At 44.2% G+C, this 23,547-nt stretch carries 19 protein-coding genes; 10 read left to right on the top strand and 9 right to left on the bottom strand.

Translation table 11 applies throughout. The features are described from left to right. Nucleotides 1–309 precede the first annotated feature (309 nt). A complete protein-coding gene (locus DN752_RS07525) occupies nt 310–924 on the top strand; it encodes a hypothetical protein (protein WP_162633152.1) in 615 nt (204 codons plus the stop codon). Nucleotides 925–944: 20 nt separating this feature from the next. Here the strand turns inward: DN752_RS07525 and DN752_RS07520 are convergent, their stop codons facing one another. From DN752_RS07520 to DN752_RS07470, 9 genes are all read right to left on the bottom strand, one after another. Further along, nucleotides 945–1,514, bottom strand: a complete 570-nt coding sequence (locus DN752_RS07520; RefSeq protein WP_112783382.1) for a hypothetical protein — start codon at nt 1,512–1,514, stop codon at nt 945–947. A gap of 104 nt (nt 1,515–1,618) precedes the next feature. Then, the gene (gene accC / locus DN752_RS07515; RefSeq protein WP_112783381.1) at nt 1,619–2,968 is read right to left on the bottom strand and encodes an acetyl-CoA carboxylase biotin carboxylase subunit; all 1,350 of its coding nucleotides are present in this window, start codon (nt 2,966–2,968) and stop codon (nt 1,619–1,621) included. A gap of 29 nt (nt 2,969–2,997) precedes the next feature. Next, nucleotides 2,998–3,474 (bottom strand): acetyl-CoA carboxylase biotin carboxyl carrier protein, encoded by a 477-nt coding sequence (accB, locus tag DN752_RS07510; RefSeq protein ID WP_112783380.1) that lies wholly within the window; start codon nt 3,472–3,474, stop codon nt 2,998–3,000. Between the two features lie 103 nt (nt 3,475–3,577). Continuing rightward, a complete protein-coding gene (efp, locus tag DN752_RS07505; RefSeq protein WP_112783379.1) occupies nt 3,578–4,141 on the bottom strand; it encodes an elongation factor P in 564 nt (187 codons plus the stop codon). Nucleotides 4,142–4,165: 24 nt separating this feature from the next. After that, nucleotides 4,166–5,164: a beta-ketoacyl-ACP synthase III gene (locus DN752_RS07500; RefSeq protein WP_112783378.1), complete on the bottom strand. Its 999-nt coding sequence runs from the start codon at nt 5,162–5,164 to the stop codon at nt 4,166–4,168. A gap of 983 nt (nt 5,165–6,147) precedes the next feature. Further along, nucleotides 6,148–6,339 (bottom strand): 50S ribosomal protein L32, encoded by a 192-nt coding sequence (gene rpmF / locus DN752_RS07485; RefSeq protein ID WP_112783375.1) that lies wholly within the window; start codon nt 6,337–6,339, stop codon nt 6,148–6,150. A gap of 18 nt (nt 6,340–6,357) precedes the next feature. Next, complete coding sequence (locus tag DN752_RS07480) at nt 6,358–6,921, bottom strand: YceD family protein (RefSeq protein WP_112783374.1); 564 nt, start codon at nt 6,919–6,921, stop codon at nt 6,358–6,360. 75 nt (nt 6,922–6,996) lie between these two features. After that, nucleotides 6,997–8,016, bottom strand: a complete 1,020-nt coding sequence (gene pdxA / locus DN752_RS07475; protein ID WP_112783373.1) for a 4-hydroxythreonine-4-phosphate dehydrogenase PdxA — start codon at nt 8,014–8,016, stop codon at nt 6,997–6,999. Nucleotides 8,017–8,133: 117 nt separating this feature from the next. After that, entirely contained in the window at nt 8,134–9,570 is a 1,437-nt protein-coding gene (locus tag DN752_RS07470; RefSeq protein WP_112783372.1) for a leucyl aminopeptidase family protein, read from the bottom strand. 54 nt (nt 9,571–9,624) lie between these two features. Between DN752_RS07470 and rsmA the strand changes: the two genes are divergently transcribed. The 9 genes from rsmA to DN752_RS07425 all read left to right on the top strand — a co-directional run bounded on the left by rsmA (nt 9,625) and on the right by DN752_RS07425 (nt 23,533). Beyond that, on the top strand, nt 9,625–10,407 hold the full coding sequence (gene rsmA / locus DN752_RS07465; RefSeq protein ID WP_112783371.1) for a 16S rRNA (adenine(1518)-N(6)/adenine(1519)-N(6))-dimethyltransferase RsmA: 783 nt from the start codon (nt 9,625–9,627) through the stop codon (nt 10,405–10,407). Next, the gene (mgtE, locus tag DN752_RS07460; protein ID WP_112783370.1) at nt 10,395–11,762 is read left to right on the top strand and encodes a magnesium transporter; all 1,368 of its coding nucleotides are present in this window, start codon (nt 10,395–10,397) and stop codon (nt 11,760–11,762) included. The genes rsmA and mgtE overlap by 13 nt, the downstream gene beginning before the upstream one ends. Before the next feature lie 55 nt (nt 11,763–11,817). After that, nucleotides 11,818–12,747 carry a 2-hydroxyacid dehydrogenase gene (locus DN752_RS07455; RefSeq protein WP_112783369.1) on the top strand — a complete coding sequence of 310 codons (930 nt, stop codon included), beginning with the start codon at nt 11,818–11,820 and terminating at the stop codon, nt 12,745–12,747. 160 nt (nt 12,748–12,907) lie between these two features. Then, complete coding sequence (gene greA, locus DN752_RS07450) at nt 12,908–13,381, top strand: transcription elongation factor GreA (protein ID WP_112783368.1); 474 nt, start codon at nt 12,908–12,910, stop codon at nt 13,379–13,381. Between the two features lie 49 nt (nt 13,382–13,430). Further along, nucleotides 13,431–13,823 (top strand): HIT family protein, encoded by a 393-nt coding sequence (locus DN752_RS07445; protein ID WP_112786457.1) that lies wholly within the window; start codon nt 13,431–13,433, stop codon nt 13,821–13,823. A gap of 1,010 nt (nt 13,824–14,833) precedes the next feature. Further along, nucleotides 14,834–15,802: a PorP/SprF family type IX secretion system membrane protein gene (locus DN752_RS07440; RefSeq protein ID WP_112783367.1), complete on the top strand. Its 969-nt coding sequence runs from the start codon at nt 14,834–14,836 to the stop codon at nt 15,800–15,802. Nucleotides 15,803–15,804: 2 nt separating this feature from the next. Further along, nucleotides 15,805–18,120, top strand: coding sequence for an OmpA family protein (locus DN752_RS07435; protein WP_162633151.1), 2,316 nt, complete (start codon nt 15,805–15,807; stop codon nt 18,118–18,120). A 44-nt stretch (nt 18,121–18,164) separates the two neighbouring features. Continuing rightward, a complete protein-coding gene (locus DN752_RS07430) occupies nt 18,165–19,715 on the top strand; it encodes a T9SS type B sorting domain-containing protein (protein ID WP_245949485.1) in 1,551 nt (516 codons plus the stop codon). A gap of 41 nt (nt 19,716–19,756) precedes the next feature. Then, entirely contained in the window at nt 19,757–23,533 is a 3,777-nt protein-coding gene (locus DN752_RS07425; protein WP_112783364.1) for a hypothetical protein, read from the top strand. The last annotated feature ends 14 nt before the right edge of the window (nt 23,534–23,547 follow it).

The raw sequence follows: 23,547 nt of genomic DNA, 5'->3' as shown, positions 1-23,547 counted from the left end.
GTGAAATTAGGGCTCGGTGGCAAAAATAACTATTGATCAATAAGGTGGTTAACAGTGCGAATTGGTGAAGTGAGCTTAATTTTTTGTGCTTGGCAGATAGGGTTTTGCAAGGTGTTTATAATGAGGAAGTTTGCTGGGTGGATGGTTTTTTGCTTCATTACTTACGACGGTGCTTATAAGGCCGATCTATTTATAGGAGGAGTTTTTTTTACTTATTAATTGTTGTTTAAATAATAAAAAATGTAATTTAGAGTTATAAATATGTGTTTTATTACATTTATAGTATTTTATAACTAAACCAAAATGATCATGAGTAGTGTTTTTAAATCTAGGATTTCGAGTCTGTTATTGATGGGGTTTCTAGCTGGTAGCTTGATGGCTTGCAGTGATGCGGATACGGAACCGGATAATCCAGAAGGAACAGAGGAGGAGGAAATGCCAGAAGAGGCCAAGTGTTTTATTGATAAGGAATCTTGGGCTATGGGAGTGGACCACGAGGAAATGGTCAAGTACTTTGAGCTTAAATCATATGATCCAGAGGATGCTCCCGGCACAGAGGTGAGATGGCTTTACTTGGAGCTGGAGCATGAGGGCGAGGACCATGTGCATATTGGAGCTGTCAAGATCAAAGAGCTATTGGAAGAAGAGAAGCCCGAAGGAGCTGCTAATGGTGAATTTGTGAAATTGATGATAAGAATCGATGAGCCTACGTGGTACTTTGGCCCAGAAACAGAGAATGTGAAGGTGCAGGGCTATAATAGTGAGCCTACCGGGGAGACTGATCCTTCTATGTTTGATACACATACAGGCGTGGCAGAAGTGGCCAGTGGTGATGATTGGGAATACTATGAAGTGATCCTAAAGAGATATGCTTTCTATTCTGTTTATGTAGGAGCCAAGATGGAAGTAGCATGTGAGGAATAGGTAGAGTGAGTACTGCTCTACTACTTCTTTTTCTTGGGTTTACAATCCTTGCAGAATTGGTCGAGTTCGATGATGGCTGTGTCTATTGCCAATTGGTGCTGGCTGATATTTTGAGGATTGGCCACCAAATCGGACTTTAGCTTGGATAGGTGAAGTGAATAGTCATTTCCTATTTGGGCGTAAAGCTCGTTGGCAAAGTTTGAATCTGAAAAGGCCTTCTTGTTCTCGTAAAGTGACTTTCTGAATTTTCTGGCGTAAAGTTCCAATAGATCAAACTGTAATTGGGCGTAAGCTAATAGCTGGTCTGTATATTCACCGTCTTGCATCCATGAATGATGCGGGGAAATGGATACATTGACGTATTTGTTGAAGTTCTTCTTAAATAAGAACTCATAAGTGCCCATTGCGTATGAAAAATCCATATTGGCGGACAGGTAATACTCTTGGATTCCTGTTTTGGGAGTAGTGGGAGCTTCGCCTTGGAAATATTCTTTACCTAATTTCAGGTCTTGCTCCCATTCAATTTTTTGCTGGGCAAAAACTGAAAAGGAAAGGGTTGTAATAGCAAGAAGGGCTAGTAGTTTTTTCATGGATTTTCAATAAAAAATAAGGTGAAAAAACCGGCTGTTTCGTTAGGGAAGTCCCGAACCTGACAGCCGGTTATATGATGTTGTCAAATCAAATAAGTATTCGCTTATCCTTTGATGACAGAGAAGTCAAAAGTTTCCAGGAACTTCGTGGTGAAGTTACCCGCTTTAAACTGTTCGTCTTCTAGAAGGGCTATATGGAATGGAATGGTGGTCTTGATGCCATCAATCACAAATTCCTCCAGCGAACGTTTCATTCTTACGATTACTTCTTCCCTTGATTGTCCGCTGACAATCAGTTTGGCGATCATCGAATCATAGTTTGGCGGAATGACATAACCAGCATATACATGGCTGTCCACTCTCACGCCACGTCCTCCGGGAAGGTGAAGGTTGTTGATTTTTCCCGGGCTAGGTCGGAAGCCGTTGGAGGGGTCTTCTGCATTGATCCTGCACTCCATGGCGTATAGTTTTGGATAGTAGTTTTGGCCGGAGATAGGAATGCCAGCTGCTACTTTTATTTGTTCTTTGATCAGGTCATAATCCGTCACTTCTTCGGTAATGGGATGTTCTACCTGGATCCTGGTGTTCATCTCCATGAAGTAGAAATTACGGTGCTTGTCCACGAGAAATTCGATGGTTCCTGCGCCTTCATAACCGATGGCTTCGGCACCTTTGATAGCGGCTTTTCCCATTGCGTCCCTCAACTCGTCGGTGATAAAAGGCGAGGGGGTTTCCTCTACGAGTTTTTGGTGCCTTCTTTGGATGGAGCAGTCTCTTTCGGAAAGATGGCAGGCTTTGCCCGTGCTGTCACCCACGACTTGGATTTCGATATGGCGAGGCTCTTCCACGAATTTTTCAAGGTAAAGACCATCATTCCCAAAGGCAGCACCTGATTCCTGTCTGGCATCGTCCCAGGCTTTTTTGAATTCGCTTTCTTCGCGGACGATCCGCATGCCTCGGCCCCCGCCACCTGCGGTTGCTTTTAGGATAACGGGGTAGCCCATTTCATTGGCGATTTCGATACCTTCCTCTATGGAGTCAAGAAGTCCTTCGGATCCGGGAATGGTAGGGACACCAGCAGCCTTCATCGTGGCTTTTGCGGTGGCCTTGTCACCCATTTTGTCGATCATTTCAGAACTTGCACCAATGAATTTGATATTGTATTCTTCACAGATTTTTGAGAACTCGGCATTTTCAGACAGAAAACCATATCCTGGGTGGATGGCGTCAGCATTGGTGATTTCTGCTGCTGCGATGATCCTAGGTATATTCAAGTAAGATTCACGGCTGGGAGCAGCTCCGATGCATACCGCTTCGTCTGCGAATCTAACATGAAGGCTGTCTTTGTCTGCGGTGGAGTAAACTGCCACTGTTTTGATCCCCATTTCTTTACAGGTACGGAAGATTCTCAAGGCAATTTCTCCTCTATTGGCAATTAGTATTTTCTTAAACACGATTGATACAAATTGGTGGAAAAATAAATTTATCCTGCTGGGTCAACCAAGAAGAGAGGTTGGTCATATTCTACTGGTGTGGCATTTTCGACCAGGACTTTAACGATCTTTCCTGAAACTTCTGATTCAATTTCGTTGAATAGCTTCATTGCTTCAATGATGCATACGGTTTGTCCTGTCTTTACGCTGTCTCCTACATTGACAAAGTTGTCAGAATCAGGGTTAGGAGTGGTGTAGAAGGTTCCGATCATTGGAGATTTTATTTCCAGATAGTTTGAGGAATCTGTAGCTGCTCCCCCTTTTTCTGGTGATGGAGCAGCAGCTTCTGATGGTGCAGGTGCAGGGCTTGGTGCTGGGGCGGAAGCTGGGGCTTCTACCGTTTTTACGGCCTGTGCTTCTGCATTTTTCTTTATGGACAGTTTGAATTCGTCCGTTTCGATTTTTACCTCGGCAAGTCCCGAGTTAGAAATAAAATCTATTAGTTCTTGGATTTCTTTGGCTTTCATAAAATTCTGTTTTAGCAAATGTCCTGGTCAATACCAGAAGCAATTTATGGGTTTATAAAAACATAAAGCTATGTAATTTAGCTAAATCACATAGCTTTTGAAATTATTTTACTCTTTCGGAATAGGAACCGTCACGCGTATCCACCTTGATCAAGATGTCTTGGTCCACGAATAGCGGCACCATGACGGTGGCTCCGGTTTCTACAGTCGCGGGTTTTAGGGCGTTGGTAGCGGTGTCGCCTTTGATACCAGGTTCTGTGTAAGTGATCATGAGCTCCACAAAAGGAGGTAGCTCCACGCCTAGTGGTGTTTCTGTCTCGTCATGAATGAGGATGTCGACAATCTGGCCTTCTTTCATTAGGTCGGGTCGCTGGATGATTTTTTTCTCAATAGGGATTTGCTCAAATGAGGTAGTGTCCATAAAATGGTGCCCGAGGTCGTCTGCATACAAAAACTGGTGTTCTCTTCTTTCTACCCTTGCGGTAGTTATTTTTTCCCCTGCGTTGAAGGTTTTGTCGAGTACTTTGCCAGTGGTGAGGCTTTTGAGTTTGGTTCTGACAAAAGCGGCACCTTTTCCGGGTTTTACATGCTGGAATTCCACAATGCTCCAAATGTCATTGTTTAGCTCCATGCATAGACCATTTTTGAAATCTGCAGTACTTGCCATACGATTTTGGTTTGTTAAGTTTATTTATTTGGGGTCATATCCCCATTTGAGGTAAACGGAGCCCCAAGTAAACCCGCCGCCAAAAGCGGCAAGAATGATGTTGTCTCCTTTTTTAAGTTGTGATTCGTAATCAGATAGACACAGGGGGATGGTCCCTGCGGTGGTGTTGCCATATTTTTCGATATTGATCATGACTTTTTCTGGCCCCACATTCATACGGTTGGCAGTGGCATCGATGATCCTTTTATTGGCTTGGTGTGGTACCAGCCAGGATATATCCTCGCCTGTTAGGTTGTTTTTGGCCATGATTTGGGCGCTGACCTCTGCCATATTGGTCACTGCAAACTTGAAAACAGTAGCCCCTTCTTGGTAGGCATAATGTTCTTTTGCCCTGACGGTTTCTTCTGAAGCAGGTTTTAAGCTGCCGCCAGCCTTTATGTGGAGGTAAGGAGATCCCGAACCATCAGAATGGTGTAAGGAGTCCATGACTCCCACCTCTTCTGTGGTAGGTTCTAGCATTACCGCTCCACCGCCATCACCGAAAATGATGCAGGTAGTCCTGTCCTCGTAGTTTACGATAGAGGACATTTTATCTGCCCCTACTACAATGACCTTCTTATGCATGCCTGTCTCGATAAACTGGCTGCCGATGGTCAATGCATAGATAAAACCAGAACATGCAGCAGATATATCAAAACTGTAGCTGTTCTTGGCGCCGACCTTGTGGGCGATCATGTTGGCACAGGACGGGAACGGCATGTCCGGGGTTACTGTGGCACAAATGATCAGGTCAATATCTTCTGGGTCGGTATTGGTCTTTTCGAGTAGGCCTTTTATGGCATTGGCCCCAATATCCGATGTGCCTTTGTTTTCTCCCTTGAGAATTCTTCGTTCTTTGATACCGGTGCGGGTGGTAATCCATTCATCACTGGTTTCCACCATGGTTTCAAGTTCCTTGTTCGTCAATACGTAATCCGGAACCCATCCATTGACACCGGTAATGACAGCTCTAGTTTTTTCCATTTATTCTTTGTTTTGGGCAAATACCTTTATTGCATCGGAGGGAAGATGGCATTTGCTCCTTATGTACTATTTTGCGAAATCTCAATTATTGAAATAGTCACAAAATAAATTTGGCTTCCAAAATTATTTAAAATGTGCCTTACCACCAAGTAATTTTGAAAGTAGAATGCTTTTTCTGACCGATTAAAATACAGTTGCCCTTTTTAAAGGGTAGATTTTGGGCAAATACTATTGGCTTGGACGCTAGGGGAGTGGGTTTGGCACGGTAGAGGCATAAGTGACAAATGAGCTGGTTTACGTTAATTGACTTCCTTCTGCTGTTTGTTGCTTCCGTGGATGATTTTACCTTTGCCAATAAGCTTGGTGAGTTTCATCCGGCTGGATGCAGCATTCCCTTTCGTGGATCAAGCACAATATCCCCGGGGATACATTTTCTTAAAATTACTTCTCCCAATTGATTGTTCGAATAAAGCGCTAGGAAGATGATTGTATCAAAAACAATGAGATTTTTTTTGATGTTGCCCGTGGCTATGGATGTGACGCCCTTTCCTTTGGTTATACAAATTGGCTTTTCCAGTTTAAGAAAAAAATCAGCGCAAATCATAATCATCTGCGCCATCAGCGTTCTATTAGCTCCAGCCCCTACTTTTCTGCTTGATCCCCTTTCATGGTTACGAGGCTCCACAGCCCGGTAGGTTTGGGTTGTCTATTTGATCTTAAACCCGGAATATGCATTAGCCTATCTGTTGCGACCTGAAACTGCTTCAAAATCAGCTGTTTCACTTTAGTTTTCGGCATAACCGTAGCGGTGCTACGCTAATGCCTCCAAACTAACTGATTTTCTTGCAATTTCAGCTCTCACTACGATTCCTAACGCATAATCCGGGTTAAACAAAAAAAAATCCATTTGGATGTTCCCAAATGGATTTAATATCTTCATTGACCTCAGTGGGTAATGTCCGCTTTCGTCATCGGTTGCCCGATTAGGCAAGAACTTCTTTTTCAATGATCACTTGACCTTTGTAGTAAAGTTTGCCGTCAAGCCAATATGCTCTGTGAGGCAAGTGGTATTCACCGGTAGTAGGGCATTGGGCTAGGCTTGGGGCGCTTAGCTTGTAATGCGTTCTTCTCTTGTCTCTTCTGGTTTTCGAAATTTTGCGTTTAGGATGTGCCATCTCTATACAGTTTTTAGATTAATCTTTTTTCTTAATATTTTTCAATGCTTCCCATCTGGGATCTATCTGGTCGTCCGAATCGGGTTCCGAAGTGGCGTCTTCCTCTTCTTCATTAATGTCGTCTGACCAATATACCAACTTTCCCTCGCCTTCCATTTCTTCTTCATCCCTGTAGTCGGGATGGATTTTTTTGACTGGCAAGGCAAGTATTATAAATTCATAAATCAATTGGGCCACATTTATCTTTGGTGTGTCACGGGTGATCATGATGATTTCTTCATTGATCTCCTGCTCCTCGGAACCGTATTTGTAGATGATCTTCTCCTCGGTATACAGTGCTTGGTCAAATTCCTCCAAACTTCTGTCACAGGTGAGTTTCACTGTGCCATCTATGATAAATGTTGCCTCTAGAAGGTTGACTTCCTTTCGTAAAAGAATAGTAGCCTTCAGGTTTCCTTTTTTGACAATGTCGTTGTCTTTGAAATGTTCAAAGAATTCATCCTCAATATCGAAGGGAAACTCATGAGTTCCTTCATTGAGTTTGATGATGTCAATGTCAAAAGCTCTCCAGAATTTTGCCATTCCTCCTGCCTGTTTAAGACCGCAAATTTAGCGAACTATTTCTTAAATATAAAATATGCTTACGATTTATTTTTCTTACTCTTCTTCCCAAGGGTGTTTTTGGCAAAGGATATCATAGGCTGTAAAGATGGCTGCACGCATGGAACCTTCATCAGCGACGTTTTTGCCAGCAATGTTGTAGGCTGTGCCATGATCTGGGGAAGTCCTGATAATAGGGAGTCCTGCTGTGAAGTTGACGCCACTGTCAAAAGCCAACGACTTGAAGGGTACCAGGCCTTGGTCATGGTACATGGCCAGTACACCGTCAAATTTCTTTTGGTGCATCATGCCGAAGAAGCCGTCTGATGGGTAGGGGCCAAAGATCAGGTGTCCTTTGTCTTTGAATTCCCGTATGGCTGGCTGAATGATTTCTGTTTCTTCATTGCCCAGCAGGCCATCTTCCCCCGCATGAGGGTTGAGCCCCAATACAGCGATACGCGGTTTTTGTATACCGAAATCATCCTTTAGTGAACGGAGCATTATTTTTAGCTTTTTCTGGATTTTTTTCACAGTTACTTCTTTCACTACTTCAGCCAAGGGGACATGCCCGGATACCAGGCCTACTCTCATGTCTTCCGATACCATAAACATCATGCTTTCATTGGCTTCAAAAGCTGCCGTGAGGTATTCTGTGTGCCCCACAAATCTCAACGTATCTGAATTGATATTGTTTTTGTTTAATGGAGCGGTGACGATGGCGTCGATTTTTTGGTTTTTGATATCCGCTATGGCGTGGTCAAGTGCTGCCAAGGCCATTTTTCCGGCCTCGATCGTTTCTGTCCCCGGCATGATTTCAGGACATTCTTCGGTTACATTGATGACATTTACCTTCTTTTGGTGGATTTCGTCAATGGACCTGATTTGCATAAAGTTAAAATCCTCAATTTTGAGGTGCTTCCGGTAGAAGGTCAGTGCTTTGCCGTGTGCGTAGATGACAGGGGTGATTTGCTTCAAAATCCGGTTGTCGGTCAGTGCCTTCATCGTTACCTCTGCGCCGATTCCGTTGATGTCACCGATGGTGATTCCTATGACGGGTTTGTTTTTTTTCTGGTTCATTTCATCTAATATGTTTGTCGCTTTTGTGTGCTGCTACTGCTTGAAACATTTCCAAAACTCGGCAAGCACGATCGATGTTGGTTAATTCTCCAACTGGGGCAGTGTTAAGATGTCTGGCTAGTTGGATATGTTCTTTAAAAACTGGGTTATCAGTCTGACGCCAAACCCAGAGCCTCCTGCGGGCTTGTAGCCTTCTCCGGATTTGCTAAATGAGGGGCCTGCTATGTCAATATGTATCCAGTTATAGTCTGTAAAATGCTCCAAGAATTTTCCGGCGGTGATTGCTCCCGCAGTGGGGCCTCCTAAATTGGAGATGTCGGCCACTGTAGATTTCAATTGATCTCCGTATTCTTCCCATAACGGAAATTCGACCAAACGCTCAAAGACTTCTTTACCGGCAATTTTAAGAAAACTTTTTTCTTCATCATAGGCTTTTCCCATCATTACAGCACCTTCTTTTCCAAGGGCTGCGGCGGCAGACCCTGTTAAAGTGGCCAGGTCAATGACCAGCTTGGGGTCGTATTTGGTGGCGTATATCAAGGCATCCGCTAAGATCAAGCGGCCTTCCGCATCAGTGTTGAGGATTTCGACGCTCTTGCCGTTAGGATAGGTAATGACGTCTCCAGGGGTGATGGCATTGCGGCCGGGGCGATTGTCTGTAGCAGGGATAAGCCCAATTATTTCGACCGGGAGCCCCATTTTGGCTACCGCGCAGAGAGTGCCGATGACTGCTGCCGCACCGGCCATGTCAGCCTTCATGAAGTCCATGGAGTTTGGAGTGGGCTTTAGGCTCAGCCCTCCGGTGTCGTATACCACGCCTTTGCCTACCAGTACGATAGGTTTTTTGAATTTTTTTCCTGTGCTGGGTTTATAATGCATGATCGTAAATGTCGGCGGGAGTTCACTTCCTGCATTCACGGCGAGTAAACCAGCCATTTTTAAGGAGGTGATTTTACTCTCGTCCAAGACTTCAGTGTCAAAACCGTAGTTTTCACCCAGTTGTTCGATTTCTTTGCTGAGCTGGATGGCGTTTAAGTAAATTACCGGTTCGTTGACCAAGTCTCTGGCGACAAACGTGGCCAGACAAGTAGTGATCAATTCGTCCAGATTGCTTTCATCTGTAATGTTCGTACAGACTTCCAGTGAAGAGGGGGAGTTGTTTTTAGAGGATTTGTACTTTGAGAATTTATACGAGGCGAGAGCTGCGCCTTCTAAAAAAGCCAAAAGTAACTTTTCCGATTTTCCAAAGTAAAAAACCCTTGGTATGTCCCAGTTTTTGAGCACTTTCCAGCTGGAGGCACCTGCTTTTCTGGCCAATTCTAGCTGATAACTTGAGCTTTCGTGATCTTTAGTTTTTATGAAGATCAGTTGGCTGGTTTCGCTTGAAAGGTGTACTTGTGTTTTGTTTTTATCAAACAGCTGTGTTCTGATGAAAGCCGACCTGGTGTTTTCTACAGGGAGAAGCTCGATGTCTTTTTCATTTGATATAAATACCACTCCGTTTTGGTGAAGAAGATTTCCCGGAGAGTCTAGTAATGTTATGGCAGTTAGCATATATTGTCTTAATTTTGATTGGCAATTTAGTATAATTTTATCAGACAAATAAAGATGGAGAAGGTCAGAGCAAAAAAGCACCTTGGGCAACACTTCCTTAAGGACCTTGGGATAGCGGAAAAAATCGCAAGTTCAGTAACTGGTCATGGGGGTGTCAGAAAAGTGTTGGAGATCGGGCCTGGGATGGGGGTGTTGACTGACTTCCTGCTCCAAGTAGACTGGGAGCTGTATTTGGTGGACATAGACAAGGAATCCATTGCCTACCTACACCAAAAATACCCCCAGTTAGGAGATAAAATTATCGATGCCGATTTCCTGAAATTCGACTTTGGAAAGATTATTGATGGTAAGTATATAGTAGCTGGTAATTTTCCATATAATATTTCGTCCCAGATTTTTTTTAAGGTTCTGGAGCAACGGAATAATGTGACAGAGGTGGTGTGCATGCTCCAAAAAGAGGTAGCCCAACGAATCGCTTCTCCACATGGAAATAAAGATTACGGTATTCTCAGTGTACTTTTACAGGCGTATTATGACATAGAATATTTGTTTACCGTGCCACCGACTGTTTTTGATCCGCCTCCTAAAGTCAATAGTGGTGTGATCAGGCTCAAGCGTAACGAAACGATAACCTTGGATTGTAATGAAAAGTTGTTTTTTAGAGTGGTCAAGCAAGGTTTCAGCACTAGAAGAAAGACACTTAGGAATGCCCTGAAATCAATGGGGCTAACTGAAGAAATGAAGAGTGATCCCATTCTGGACAAAAGAGCCGAGCAGTTGGATGTACCAGCGTTTATTTCACTAACCAATAAACTGGAAATGTCTTGGAAAGAATAAGAGAATTTGAACTCTCGCGAGAATACCTGGAATTCCTAAAAGCGAGTATCGAAGAAGGAGATGTAGAAGGGCTGCGTCAATCTATCGATGGAGCCAATGAAGCCGATGTGGCCTCATTGCTCGACGAGCTGGAAATGGAAGAGGCACTGTATGTGCTGCGGGTACTTGAAAGTGAATTTGCCGCCGATGTATTGATCGAGTTGGACGAAGAGCCGCAGTTCAGGATTGTCCAGGCTATGGAATCGGACGAATTGGCGGGGCTGTTGGACAGGATAGAGTCGGATGATGCCGTGGATATCCTACATCAGCTCGTGGTCAAAGACCGAGAGGATGTGATCAGCCATCTTCAAGAGAAAGAGAAGGCTGGCCATATCATGGAGCTTTTGCGGTACGAGGAAGGCAGTGCCGGTGCGCTGATGGCAAAAGAATTTATAAAAGCCAACCTTAACTGGACGGTGGTACAGACCATCGATGAAATCCGCCGACAAGCGGAGAATGTGGAGAAGATATACTCTATTTATGTCGTAGACAATAAGGAAAACCTTCTGGGAAGGGTGGCGCTGAAAAAAATTATTTTGGGCTCTGCCAATACGAAAATCAAAGATATCTTTGAAGAGGATATTATTGCTGTTCCGACTTACATGGATGAGGAGGAAATTGCCGAAATCATGCGGAAGTATGACCTGGAGGCATTACCTGTGGTGAATGCCAAAAATAAATTAGTGGGAAGGATTACCGTCGATGATGTGTTGGATGTGATCAGGGAGCAGGCAGAAGAGGATATGCAGGCCATGACAGGTATTTCGGATGATGTGGAAGAGTCCGATTCTGTATTTCGACTTTCCAAAGCTCGCTTGCCTTGGCTAATGATTGGTATTTTTGGTGGTTTGATGGGGGCCAGGATCATTGGAGTGTTTAATGACGGACTGAGCAAATACATTCAGTTGGCCTCTTTTATTCCGTTGATTACCGCAACGGGCGGTAATGTGGGGATACAGTCGTCCTCTTTGGTGGTACAGTCCCTTGCTGCCAAATCGGTTTTTGCCGAGAGTATCGGTAGACGGTTTGCCAAGGTGCTTTTAGTGGCCGTCCTGAACGGAATCGTGCTGGGAGCGATCGTTTTTGGTACTGTAGTCTTCGTGTATGGCAATGAGGTGAAATTTGGAATTGTGGTAGGCTTTGCGTTGTTTAGCGTGGTCCTGCTTGCCTCTTTTATGGGGACCGTTACACCAATAGTCTTGGATAAGTTCGGTATCAATCCAGCGATGGCTTCAGGGCCTTTTATCACCACGGCCAATGACCTTTTGGGTCTGGCAGTATATTTCTTGGTGGCCATGATGCTGTTGAACCTTTAATGAACCGGAATAGGAGGGCTTAGATGAATGCCTATTTTGAGAACCAACGTTATAAATGAACATACTGATAATAGACGAAATGCATACCAGCATCACTCCCTTACTGGAGAAGGCTGGTTTTAAGGTGGATTACTGTCCGAAAATAACAAGAAAGGAAATCGAAGAGAGAATAGCGGGGTATGAAGGCTTGATTATCCGCTCAAAGACACCCATGGACAGGGCTTTGCTGGAACAGGCCGTCAAGCTTAAGTTCATCGGGCGTGCAGGGGCTGGACTGGACAAAATCGATATGGAATATATCGATCAAAAAGGAATTAGGCTGTTCCATGCTCCTGAAGGGAATAGGGATGCTGTAGGAGAACATGCCATTGCGATGTTATTGATGTTGTTTAACAACTTGCAGAAAGCAGACAGTGAAGTACGGCGTGGTATTTGGGACCGGGAAGGAAACAGGGGTGAAGAGCTGCAAGGTAAAACAGTAGGGGTTTTTGGCTATGGCAATATGGGAAAGGCCTTTGCAAGGAGGTTAAACGGCTTTGGGGTAAAGGTATTGGCATACGACAAATACCTGGAAAACTACAGTGATGAATATGCCAAGGAAGCCAGTTTTGAGGAAGTTCAGAGAGAGGCAGATATATTGAGTATCCATGTGCCGTTAACACCCGAAACGAGGAATTTCTTTACCGAAGAAGTGTTGTCGCAATTTCAGAAGCCGTTTTATTTAATCAATACTGCTAGGGGAGAAGTGATCAGTTTGGATGTTTTAAATCAGGCCCTGACCCAAGGTGTCCTCAAGGGGGCACTGCTTGATGTGCTTGAGAATGAAAAGCTGCATACCTTGACTCCTGCCCAAAAGCTGTCCTTTGAACGATTGACAGCCCGTGACAATGTCCTTTTTACCCCACATATTGCAGGATGGACTTACCAGTCATATGAAAAGATCAATAATGTATTGGTGGAGAAGATATCAGCTGAATTTCCTTAATAGTAAGGGTCGGTAGCCTATAAATCTAATAGTTAAAATTGCTTTATCATTAGGATATGTCTATATTTGCGTCATACACAAAATATAGGTGGAAAAAAGAAACGGTCTTCAGAAATGAGACCGTTCTTTTATTTTTCACACTTTGAGAAATTATAAGACTATGGGACAAGTACAATATTATACCGAAGAGGGATTAAAAAAACTGAAGGACGAGCTTCAGGAATTAAAGACAAAAGGAAGGCAGGATATTGCCAAGCAAATAGCTGAAGCACGGGACAAAGGTGATCTCAGTGAAAATGCAGAATACGATGCTGCCAAAGATGCCCAAGGACTGCTTGAGCTGAAGATAGCCAAACTTGAAGGAGTGATCGGCAATGCCCGAGTGCTGGACAACTCCAAAATGGATACTTCAAAAGTAGGCATCCTGTGCACCGTGAAGATCAAAAATGTCAAGAACGGCATGACGGTTACCTATACGCTGGTGTCCGAAGAGGAAGCAGACCTCAAGGCCAATAAAATCTCACTGGCATCTCCATTTGGAAAAGGCCTACTGGGCAAAAAAGTAGGAGAAATCGCTCAGATCAATGCCCCCGCGGGTGTGGTGGAGTTTGAAGTGTTGGATATAGCTTATTAAAATGCATGATCCCGATGGTATTCCATTCGGGATTTTTTATTTTTACCCCATGGCAAGTATTTTTACGAAAATTATCAACAGAGAAATCCCCGGTCACATCGTGGCGGAGGATGACGATTACATGGCATTTCTTGATATCATGCCACTTGTAAGAGGGCATGTTCTCGTAGTCCCGAAAAAGGAAGTGGACTATATCTTTGACCTGGATGATGAAGTCTTGGCCGGATTAAATGTCTTTGCAAAAAAAGTGGCCAAGGCCATTGACAAATCCATCAAGTGTACACGTGTGGGAGTAGCAGTCATTGGGCTGGAAGTCCCCCATGTTCACGTCCATTTGGTACCGCTCAATACCATGGACGATATCAATTTTACAAAGCCGAAGTTAAAGCTAAACGATGACGAGCTGGCAGATATCGCTGTCCGTATCAAAGCTAAGTTGTAAGGAACGATCTGTATACTAAAATGGGGAGGTTGTGAGGCTACAAAGCCGTGCAGTTTCCCCATTTGTTTTTGTTTTTTAGATTTTTCAGGTTTAGTTAGGATCAAGCGGAAAAGCTAGGGAATTTTAGTTGGCTCTAATAGAACGCTGATGCCGCGGATGATTAAGGTTTGCGCTGATTTTTTTTCTTAAACCCGGATTATGCGTTAGGAATCGTAGTGAGAGCTGAAATTGCAAGAAAATCAGTTAGTTTGGAGGCATTAGCGTAGCACCGCTACGGTTATGCCGAAAACTAAAGTGAAACGGCTGATTTTGAAGCAGTTTCAGGTCGCAACAGATAGGCTAATGCATATTCCGGGTTAAACTGGACGCAATGTCCACTTTTGAGGCTTTCGTCTTTACACTTCATGGTGCCGATTTATAGAAACTGAGGTCAATAAGGTCTGCGAATTGCTATTTCCTGTAGTGGGGTTTGATTTTTTTCAATGTCGATAATAGCCAATGAGCTTGATGAAAATGATTGTTCATGGGCATTCACTTTGGTGATTTTTACACAAATACCATGAATTTTATTCTCAAATCAAAATCATTTTTGCTCAATTGATATTACGAAAAATGCTTAGATATTTCAGTATAATAGGATTATTCTAATTACTGCCAGTTGCCATGGATAGCTGTGATTTTTAGTTTTTACTTTAATTTGTAAAAGTTATATAATTTTGAATTATGGAAATGTTAATGTAATAATTTAACTGTTTAATATTATTAAAATAATTTTGAGTATATGTGTGTATGGATACTTTACCAAGTTGCGTATATGTGCGTAGGCGATTTTTATTATATGAACAAAAAACTTTAGTCATTTGTGTTAATGACGGTTAAGTGTATTTGACTAGTTGATAAGTGATGGTAAATAGTGATTGCCTTTTTTACTTATTAATGCTGTCTCAGCAACATACTTCATAAACAATGGAATAAAAATAATCCAATTTAGGAATTAAACTATTTGAGCTATGGGAAAATTATTACAAGTGGCAGTTTTTTGTGTGTTTGCCATGGGCATCATGGAAGGGCATGCTCAACAACTTCCCCAGTTTAGTCAATACATATTTAATGGACTTTCCATTAACCCTGGTTACGCAGGCTATAAGGAGGAAGGGTATATTCAGTCTACCTATCGCTCTCAATGGGCAAACTTTCCTGGGGCTCCCAAAACGATGTCTTTATCAGCAGATTTCAGTGCCAATGAAGGAACAATGGGTTTTGGTGTTTCTTTTTTACATGATGAACTAGGGCCTTCTAAGACAATCGGAGCCATGTTGACCTATGCGTACCGTATTCAGGTAGGCTATGATGGATTCTTGGGACTTGGGATCAGTGCTGGTGTTTCTGACTATCAGATAGACTTTAATATGCTGGAGGCGGTTCATGAAGATGATGAACTTATTCGTGAAGGGGTTGTCAATGTATTGGATCCAAACCTGAATTTGGGGTTATTCTATCATACCTCAAATTTTTATGCGGGAATCAGTGCTTACAATGTTATAAATAACAAAGTGTTTGAAAAGCAGGGGATTGGCCGTGGTTATCAGGCATTCCATTTCTATCTCACAGCCGGTGGTTTGGTACCGCTCTCTGATAATTTATCCTTTAAGCCGTCTTTTTTGGTCAAAGAGGTAAAGGGAGCACCTACCAATATAGACTTGAACGCTCTGTTTCTGTTCTATGATAGGCTATGGTTGGGAGGATCTTATAGGACAAACACAAAAGCCTGGAAAAGCAATCTACAAGAGAATTTGAGCAACCGAAATGCTGTGGCATTAATCGTGGAGATTTTCGCTGTAGAAAACTTTCGGGTAGGCTATGCCTATGATGTAAATATGAATGTCCTGCAGAATAAAAGGCACAACTCCCATGAAATATCCTTGGGATATTATTTGTCTCCAAAGAAAGTCAAGATGAGGAACCAAAGATGGTTTTAATTATGAAGAGAATTGTTGTAATAATATCGGTTTTATTGGTGGCTTTGACCGCTAATGCCCAACATTCACTGCTCAGGTATGCTGGTCAGCAAAAGGAGCAGATGAATTATAAGGTGGCTGCAGAAGTGTATGAAAAGGCCTTTGACAAAAGGGCTACCTACACCTCCGCCAAAAATGTAGCTTATTGTCATTCAAAAAACAATGAATACAACCTTGCCATTGAATGGTGGAAGAAGGCATTTGTTTTTAGTGATGAATATACGGATGAAGATATTGCAGGTTTCCTAGCAGCGGCCCAAGCCGTTGGTAAAAGAGACCAAATGTCGGATTACTTGATAGAAAACGGGATAACCCAAAAGGAGCATCAGCAGGAGGATTCAATGCCTGCTTCTGGCAATGAGGGAGGAGATCCGGTAAAGTACCTGGAGGATATCAACAGCCCGGCAGCCGACTTTATCCTTGCTAAAGACGCAAATGGGAATCGCTATTTTGTATCTGACAGGGGAGAGCAGCTTGGCAATGACGTTCCGGTGAAAAAACTTCGGTTTGATGCTAAGGATAAAGTGTACGACGATGACATCTATGAATGGACCGGACGTGATTACCTTAAAATTTACCGTGAGGATACTGAGGGTAATATTGCTTTGGTGAATATGGAAGGGAGTGGATTTATGCACGTAAGTGATCCGAGCTTAGTTACTGTCGAAGATGTGGACTATATGTTCTTTTCCGTTACAAGGGACCTTAAGGACGAGGTTAAAAGCCGGGATTTTGAGATACAGCCGGAGCTGTATTATGGGCAAATTAATAAGGGGGGTAGACTCTTGTTTGCCCAGCCATTTCCGAGAAATTCGCCGCTTAAGTATGGCCTGATCACACCTTATGCCGATCAAGAGACTAGCCGGTTATACTTTGCTTCCAACATGGAAGGCGGATATGGAGGCTACGACCTGTACTATGTCACCTATTTCAAAGAAGGTGATAGATTGATTTTTTCGGCTCCTGCAAATTTGGGAGAGAACATCAATTCAAAGTCCAATGAAAGAGATCCATTTGCATATAAAGGCAAATTCTATTTTGCGTCAGATGGCCATTCCGGTTATGGGGGATTAGATATTTTTTCTACCAAGTCACTCACAGATGAGGTCTTTGGCCAGGTAGTCAATATGGGTGAGAACATCAATTCGGTAAGTGATGACTTTGCTTATCGGCAGTACAGTGAAGATGAAATCTATATAAGCTCCAATAGAAAAGGGGAAGAAGGCCTAGATGATATTTATCAATTACTTCCAGCTCGGAGAAAACTACTGGCAAAGGTGATGGATTGCAACGGAAACGTTTTGGATAATGTTCAAGTGGCCCTTCAACAAGTCGACGGGGAAAGCGTGGAATGGAAAAGTAAAGAAGAAGGAACATTTTTGGCCGATTTGTCAGCAGAGCAAAGGTTCCAGGTCAAAATTGATCTCGAAGGCTATTTTCCAGTGGTCGATAAAAGTATATCGAGTGTCGGGTTGGATTCAGGGACAATCAATAGAGCGTATTATTTGGCCAAGATACCGACAGCTGATATGGCCATTACAGAAATCATCTACTATGATCTTGACAGGAGCCATATCCGAAGGACTGAGCATGAAATCCTTGATGATGTAGCTGAGGTGATGAGGATGTACCCCCAGTTAGCACTGGAAGTATCTTCTCATACGGACTCTAGGGCTACTCATCGCTATAATCAGCGATTGAGTAAGAGCAGGGCAAAGTCCGTGAGGGATTACTTGGAAGCGAAGGGGATTTCAAAAGAACGGATAAATGCCAATTGGTTTGGAGAGGAAAGTTTGGCGGTAGATTGTCCTGATGGAAAAGACTGTAGCGAAGACCAACATCAACTTAACCGACGAAGCGAACTCGTTCTTAAGGTTTCTGTCCAGGATTGGATGTCCAATATAAAAGAGTACAAAGACTACTGTTCACTTACTAGCTCTCTTGATGAGTTGCTTAAGAAAGCGGAGGCGGACAAGTTGGATTTTAAGACAGGAGAGGAATACCTGGGAGGAGAGCAATTGATGACGTTAGAGCGATTGAACCTGTTTTTGGAGATGAATCGGGAAGTTGAGTTGCTTTTTGTAGGAGCTTCCAATCAAGCGGTCTTTGAGGACAGGGTATCCATGGCTGTGGACTATTTGAAGGGAAAGGGAATTTCCTCGCAAAGACTGTCCAAGAAATGGTTTGAGAGTGAAGATGGTGTTCTTGAGGCCAAGCATCGGTCTCGGATGGCTTCTTTTGATATGGGGTTACAAGAAATAATAATTGAAATTAAATGATGCCACGAAGAAATAAAATATCGCTTATAGCTAGTCAGGCTCTTATGATCCTAATGGTGGTTGGTGGCATAGCCAATGCACAGACTACTAATCATGGCTTGATGACTATCAAGGAAGGAACAACGGTTTCTACCTTGTTTGCTTTGGAAATTAGTAAAGACGGATCCATGGTAAATGATGGAGACCTGTACGTCTATTCCCATTTTAGAAATGATGGAAAGGTCAGTTTTACGAAAGGAAGTAATGGAGGAATGACGCGATTTGTAGGGTTTTCGGGGATTCAAGAAATTACCGGTAGCCAGGTTGCAGAGCTCAATGATGTTCTTTTTGATAATGGCAATGACCAATACGCCTTCCATTTGGGAGGGGGGTTGAGTGTTGCAGGAAACGGAGACTTTTCTCGTGGGATTGTCCAGGGTGACGAATACGGAGGGCGGATCATTTTCGAAAATGGTGCGACCCACAGCAATACTTCGGATGATAGCCATGTAGACGGGTTGATCCAGAAGAATGGTAATGATGATTTTGTGTGCCCAGTTGGTGATGGGGGGTACTTTAGGCGTGATGGTATGTCATACTCCCCCGCTGGTGTTTTGTATTCGGCCGAAACCAAGTATTTCTTTGAGGACCCCGACCCGAGCTACCCACGCGCAAAAAGAGAATCACAAATTCAAGCTATTGATGATTCGGAGTATTGGGTCTTGAGCTGGATAAGCGGTGGAGGGCAGGATATAGATGTGATGCTCTCTTGGCGAGATGTGACCACACCGGCATTTATCCTAGGTGAAGAAAAGAGCAATATCCATATCGCAAAATGGAATGAGGAAGAAGATCAATGGATGGACTTAGGTGGGGTAGTAGATGCTGAGAACTACACTGTCACCGCCAAGGCGCAGCTTAACGTCAGAGGCGTGTATACCTTTGCTTTGGTACAAAGTGGAACTACCGATTTGCGGGTTACCAAGACCTCATTTGAGAAAGTGGTATGGGAAGGGGATGAGTTGGAGTATGAAATCCGAGTGCAAAATAACAGTGAGGCCAATGCTACTGATGTGGTGTTGGTAGACAATCTTCCTCCAGGAACCCGCTATAAGGAGATGACCGTAGAGTCGGCATTTGGGCTCTTAGAATATGAGTTGGAAGTGTCTGGGCAGACATTGATGTGGAGCATTCCTGAATTTCTTGCAGGAGACGAAATGGTCATTACACTGATCATTACCACGGAAAAAGAAGGAACGATCATGAATGCAGTAAATGTGAATTCAGCAGAAGAAGATACAAATCCAGAGGATAACGAAGATCAAGATATTAATAAAGTAAATAAGTTCTTTGTTCCTAATGTCATTACACCTAATGGCGATTTGGAGAACGACACTTTCATCATCAATGGATTGAATAGATTTAAGGAAAATAGGATTACCATCTTTAATCGGCTGGGTGACCACGTATTTGAAGCTGAAGATTATCAAAATGATTGGGCAGCTAAAGGCTTGGTTGATGGAACCTACTTTTATGTATTAGAGGTCCTGTTTGAAAATGGCGAACAGGATGAGTTTAAAGGTTGGGTTCAGGTAACAACAGACCCATTGAAATAACAAAATAAAATTGTAAGAAATTTGAACAAAATAATATGAGCATGAAAAATTTACTTTTAGTGTTGCTGTTTTGCCTAGGAGCAGGGTATGCAAATGCTCAAGTAGGGATAGGGACAACCACACCAAACCCATCATCTCAACTTGAGATAGTTTCATCGGATAGGGGGGTGTTGATCCCAAGGATAGCCCTTGTGAGCGTTACGGATAACGAAACGATATCCCAAGGAAATGTAGAGAGCTTATTGGTTTTTAATACCACTGATAGCGATTTGATTTCGCCAGGTTATTATTACTGGTTTGAAAATAAGTGGATGGGGTTGAAATCTACTGGTGATGATGCCAATAATGTGATCTTTGATCCCGAAAAAAATCAGTTCTTCTACGTAAATGAAGAGGGGGATTTGGTACATATAGCCATCAGTGATTTATTGCAGGAAACAACTTCTACTTTGGAAGAAAAGGAGAATGGAACATACCTGTATACCAATGAGAATGGAGAGGAGACTATCATAAATGTTCCTTCTGACGTTGTGAATAATTTTACCGAGATCATTAACAATGTTGAGATTCTGAACGAACTGGTAACGATTATTGAGAAAAATGGAGGGAATGTCTACTATGACGGTGATTCATTTAGCTATACCAATGAAAAGGGAGATTTAGTAGAGATTAGCATTGAATCCTTATTGGATGAAACAACCTCTACACTCGTGGATAACGGTGATGGAACGTATTCCTATACGAACGAAGTGGGACTGGAGACTATAATAAACGTGCCTGCTGATGTAATCAAGAAATTTGGGGATATCGTCAACAATGAGACTGTAAATAAGTCCATCACGGAGCTGATCAAGAACGTTGGCGGAAATGTATACTATGATGGTGATAATATTACCTATGCGGATGAAGAAGGTGATGAGCACGTTATCAATATAGAAGAGATTGTAAAAGAGTACGAGACGGTGACTACCTTGGTTGACAATGGCGTTGGTACGTATACTTACACCTCCGAGAACAATACGGAAGTAAGCTTCGATGTTACGCGGAGCGGCACTGGCAACCCTGGTGAAAACGGGACTGTCGGAGAGGCCGGAGATGTGTATGTCGACGAGTCGACCGGTGATGTCTATTCCCACGACGGGACAGCATGGACAAAAGTAGGCGGTGAAGGAGATTTGATCACTGTTGACGAAGGTGACCCGAACGACAACGGTACGCCCGGTGAGGCCGGCGATGTCTACATCGACAACAGCACGGGAGCGACCTATGTCATCAACCCTGATACGGGAGAGTGGGAACAGGCCACTGACGGCATTACGGTAGCTGACGGTAAGGTAACGCACCGGGCTGTTGACGGAACGGAGAAGAGCTTTGATGTTACGCAGAGCGGTACTGGCAACCCTGGTGAAAACGGGACTGTCGGAGAGGCCGGAGATGTGTATGTCGACGAGTCGACCGGTGATGTCTATTCCCACGACGGGACAGCATGGACAAAAGTAGGCGGTGAAGGAGATTTGATCACTGTTGACGAAGGTGACCCGAACGACAACGGTACACCAGGTGAGGCCGGCGATGTCTACATCGACAACAGCACGGGAGCGACCTATGTCATCAACCCTGATACGGGAGAGTGGGAACAGGCCACTGACGGCATTACGGTAGCTGACGGTAAGGTAACGCACCGGGCTGTTGACGGAACGGAGAAGAGCTTTGATGTTACGCGGAGCGGCACTGGCAACCCTGGTGAAAACGGGACTGTCGGAGAGGCCGGAGATGTGTATGTCGACGAGTCGACCGGTGATGTCTATTCCCACGACGGGACAGCATGGACAAAAGTAGGCGGTGAAGGAGATTTGATCACTGTTGACGAAGGTGACCCGAACGACAACGGTACGCCCGGTGAGGCCGGCGATGTCTACATCGACAACAGCACGGGAGCGACCTATGTCATCAACCCTGATACGGGAGAGTGGGAACAGGCCACTGACGGCATTACGGTAGCTGACGGTAAGGTAACGCACCGGGCTGTTGACGGAACGGAGAAGAGCTTTGATGTTACGCAGAGCGGTACTGGCAACCCTGGTGAAAACGGGACTGTCGGAGAGGCCGGAGATGTGTATGTCGACGAGTCGACCGGTGATGTCTATTCCCACGACGGGACAGCATGGACAAAAGTAGGCGGTGAAGGAGATTTGATCACTGTTGACGAAGGTGACCCGAACGACAACGGTACGCCCGGTGAGGCCGGCGATGTCTACATCGACAACAGCACGGGAGCGACCTATGTCATCAACCCTGATACGGGAGAGTGGGAACAGACCACTGACGGCATTACGGTAGCTGACGGTAAGGTAACGCACCGGGCTGTTGACGGAACGGAGAAGAGTTTTGATGTTACGCGGAGCGGCACTGGCAACCCTGGTGAAAACGGGACTGTCGGAGAGGCCGGAGATGTGTATGTCGACGAGTCGACCGGTGATGTCTATTCCCACGACGGGACAGCATGGACAAAAGTAGGCGGTGAAGGAGATTTGATCACTGTTGACGAAGGTGACCCGAACGACAACGGTACGCCCGGTGAGGCCGGCGATGTCTACATCGACAACAGCACGGGAGCGACCTATGTCATCAACCCTGATACGGGAGAGTGGGAACAGGCCACTGACGGCATTACGGTAGCTGACGGTAAGGTAACGCACCGGGCTGTTGACGGAACGGAGAAGAGCTTTGATGTTACGCAGAGCGGTACTGGCAACCCTGGTGAAAACGGGACTGTCGGAGAGGCCGGAGATGTGTATGTCGACGAGTCGACCGGTGATGTCTATTCCCACGACGGGACAGCATGGACAAAAGTAGGCGGTGAAGGAGATTTGATCACTGTTGACGAAGGTGACCCGAACGACAACGGTACGCCCGGTGAGGCCGGCGATGTCTACATCGACAACAGCACGGGAGCGACCTATGTCATCAACCCTGATACGGGAGAGTGGGAACAGACCACTGACGGCATTACGGTAGCTGACGGTAAGGTAACGCACCGGGCTGTTGACGGAACGGAGAAGAGCTTTGATGTTACGCGGAGCGGCACTGGCAACCCTGGTGAAAACGGGACTGTCGGAGAGGCCGGAGATGTGTATGTCGACGAATCCAACGGAACAGTGTATACCTTTGTAGAAAATCCTGATGGTGACCTCGGTACAGATGATGCTGCTTGGGTGCAATCTAATGTGGCGGAGCCTTGGCAAGTGTCTGGGACTACAAATAAAGCAACTGAAAATAACCAAGACATCTATCAAATGGGTAAGATTGGTGTTGGAAATGATATTCCTACGGAACGCTTGCATGTAAGTGATGGCGGTGTCAAGGTGGACGATATCAATCCAACAGATACAGAAGATACTTACAGAGGTACGCTAGAATCTGCCGCTGATGGTCAAAAGGACCGCGTGGTGGTGGCCGCCGCTGATGGTACGTTAAAGACCTTGAAAGCGATGTTACAGAAGTTTTTCTTTATGCCTTCTGTGTTGATACCTGTTAATGAAGACCAAGTAGAGTCCGGAGATACTTTCGGGACTATTGATCTCTATTCAAAATACTTGGTACAGTTTGGGACGCCCATGGTAAGTAGCGCCAATGCGGTAGAAGGTATTCCAATCCTTCCTGCTGATGAATTGGAGTATCATATTACTTGGTTTGACGAGGGACTGTTTGAAAATGTACAGGTGTCTGAGGCCGGAGTCCTAACCTACGATGTTATTGATGGGGCAGAGGTAAATGAAGGCTCATTTATGAACATTGTATTTGTAGTGAAAGAGTAACAGTCTTTTTATAA

Source organism: Echinicola strongylocentroti, from assembly GCF_003260975.1.
Classification (GTDB): domain Bacteria; phylum Bacteroidota; class Bacteroidia; order Cytophagales; family Cyclobacteriaceae; genus Echinicola; species Echinicola strongylocentroti.
This window is presented reverse-complemented; position numbering and strand designations above follow the sequence as displayed.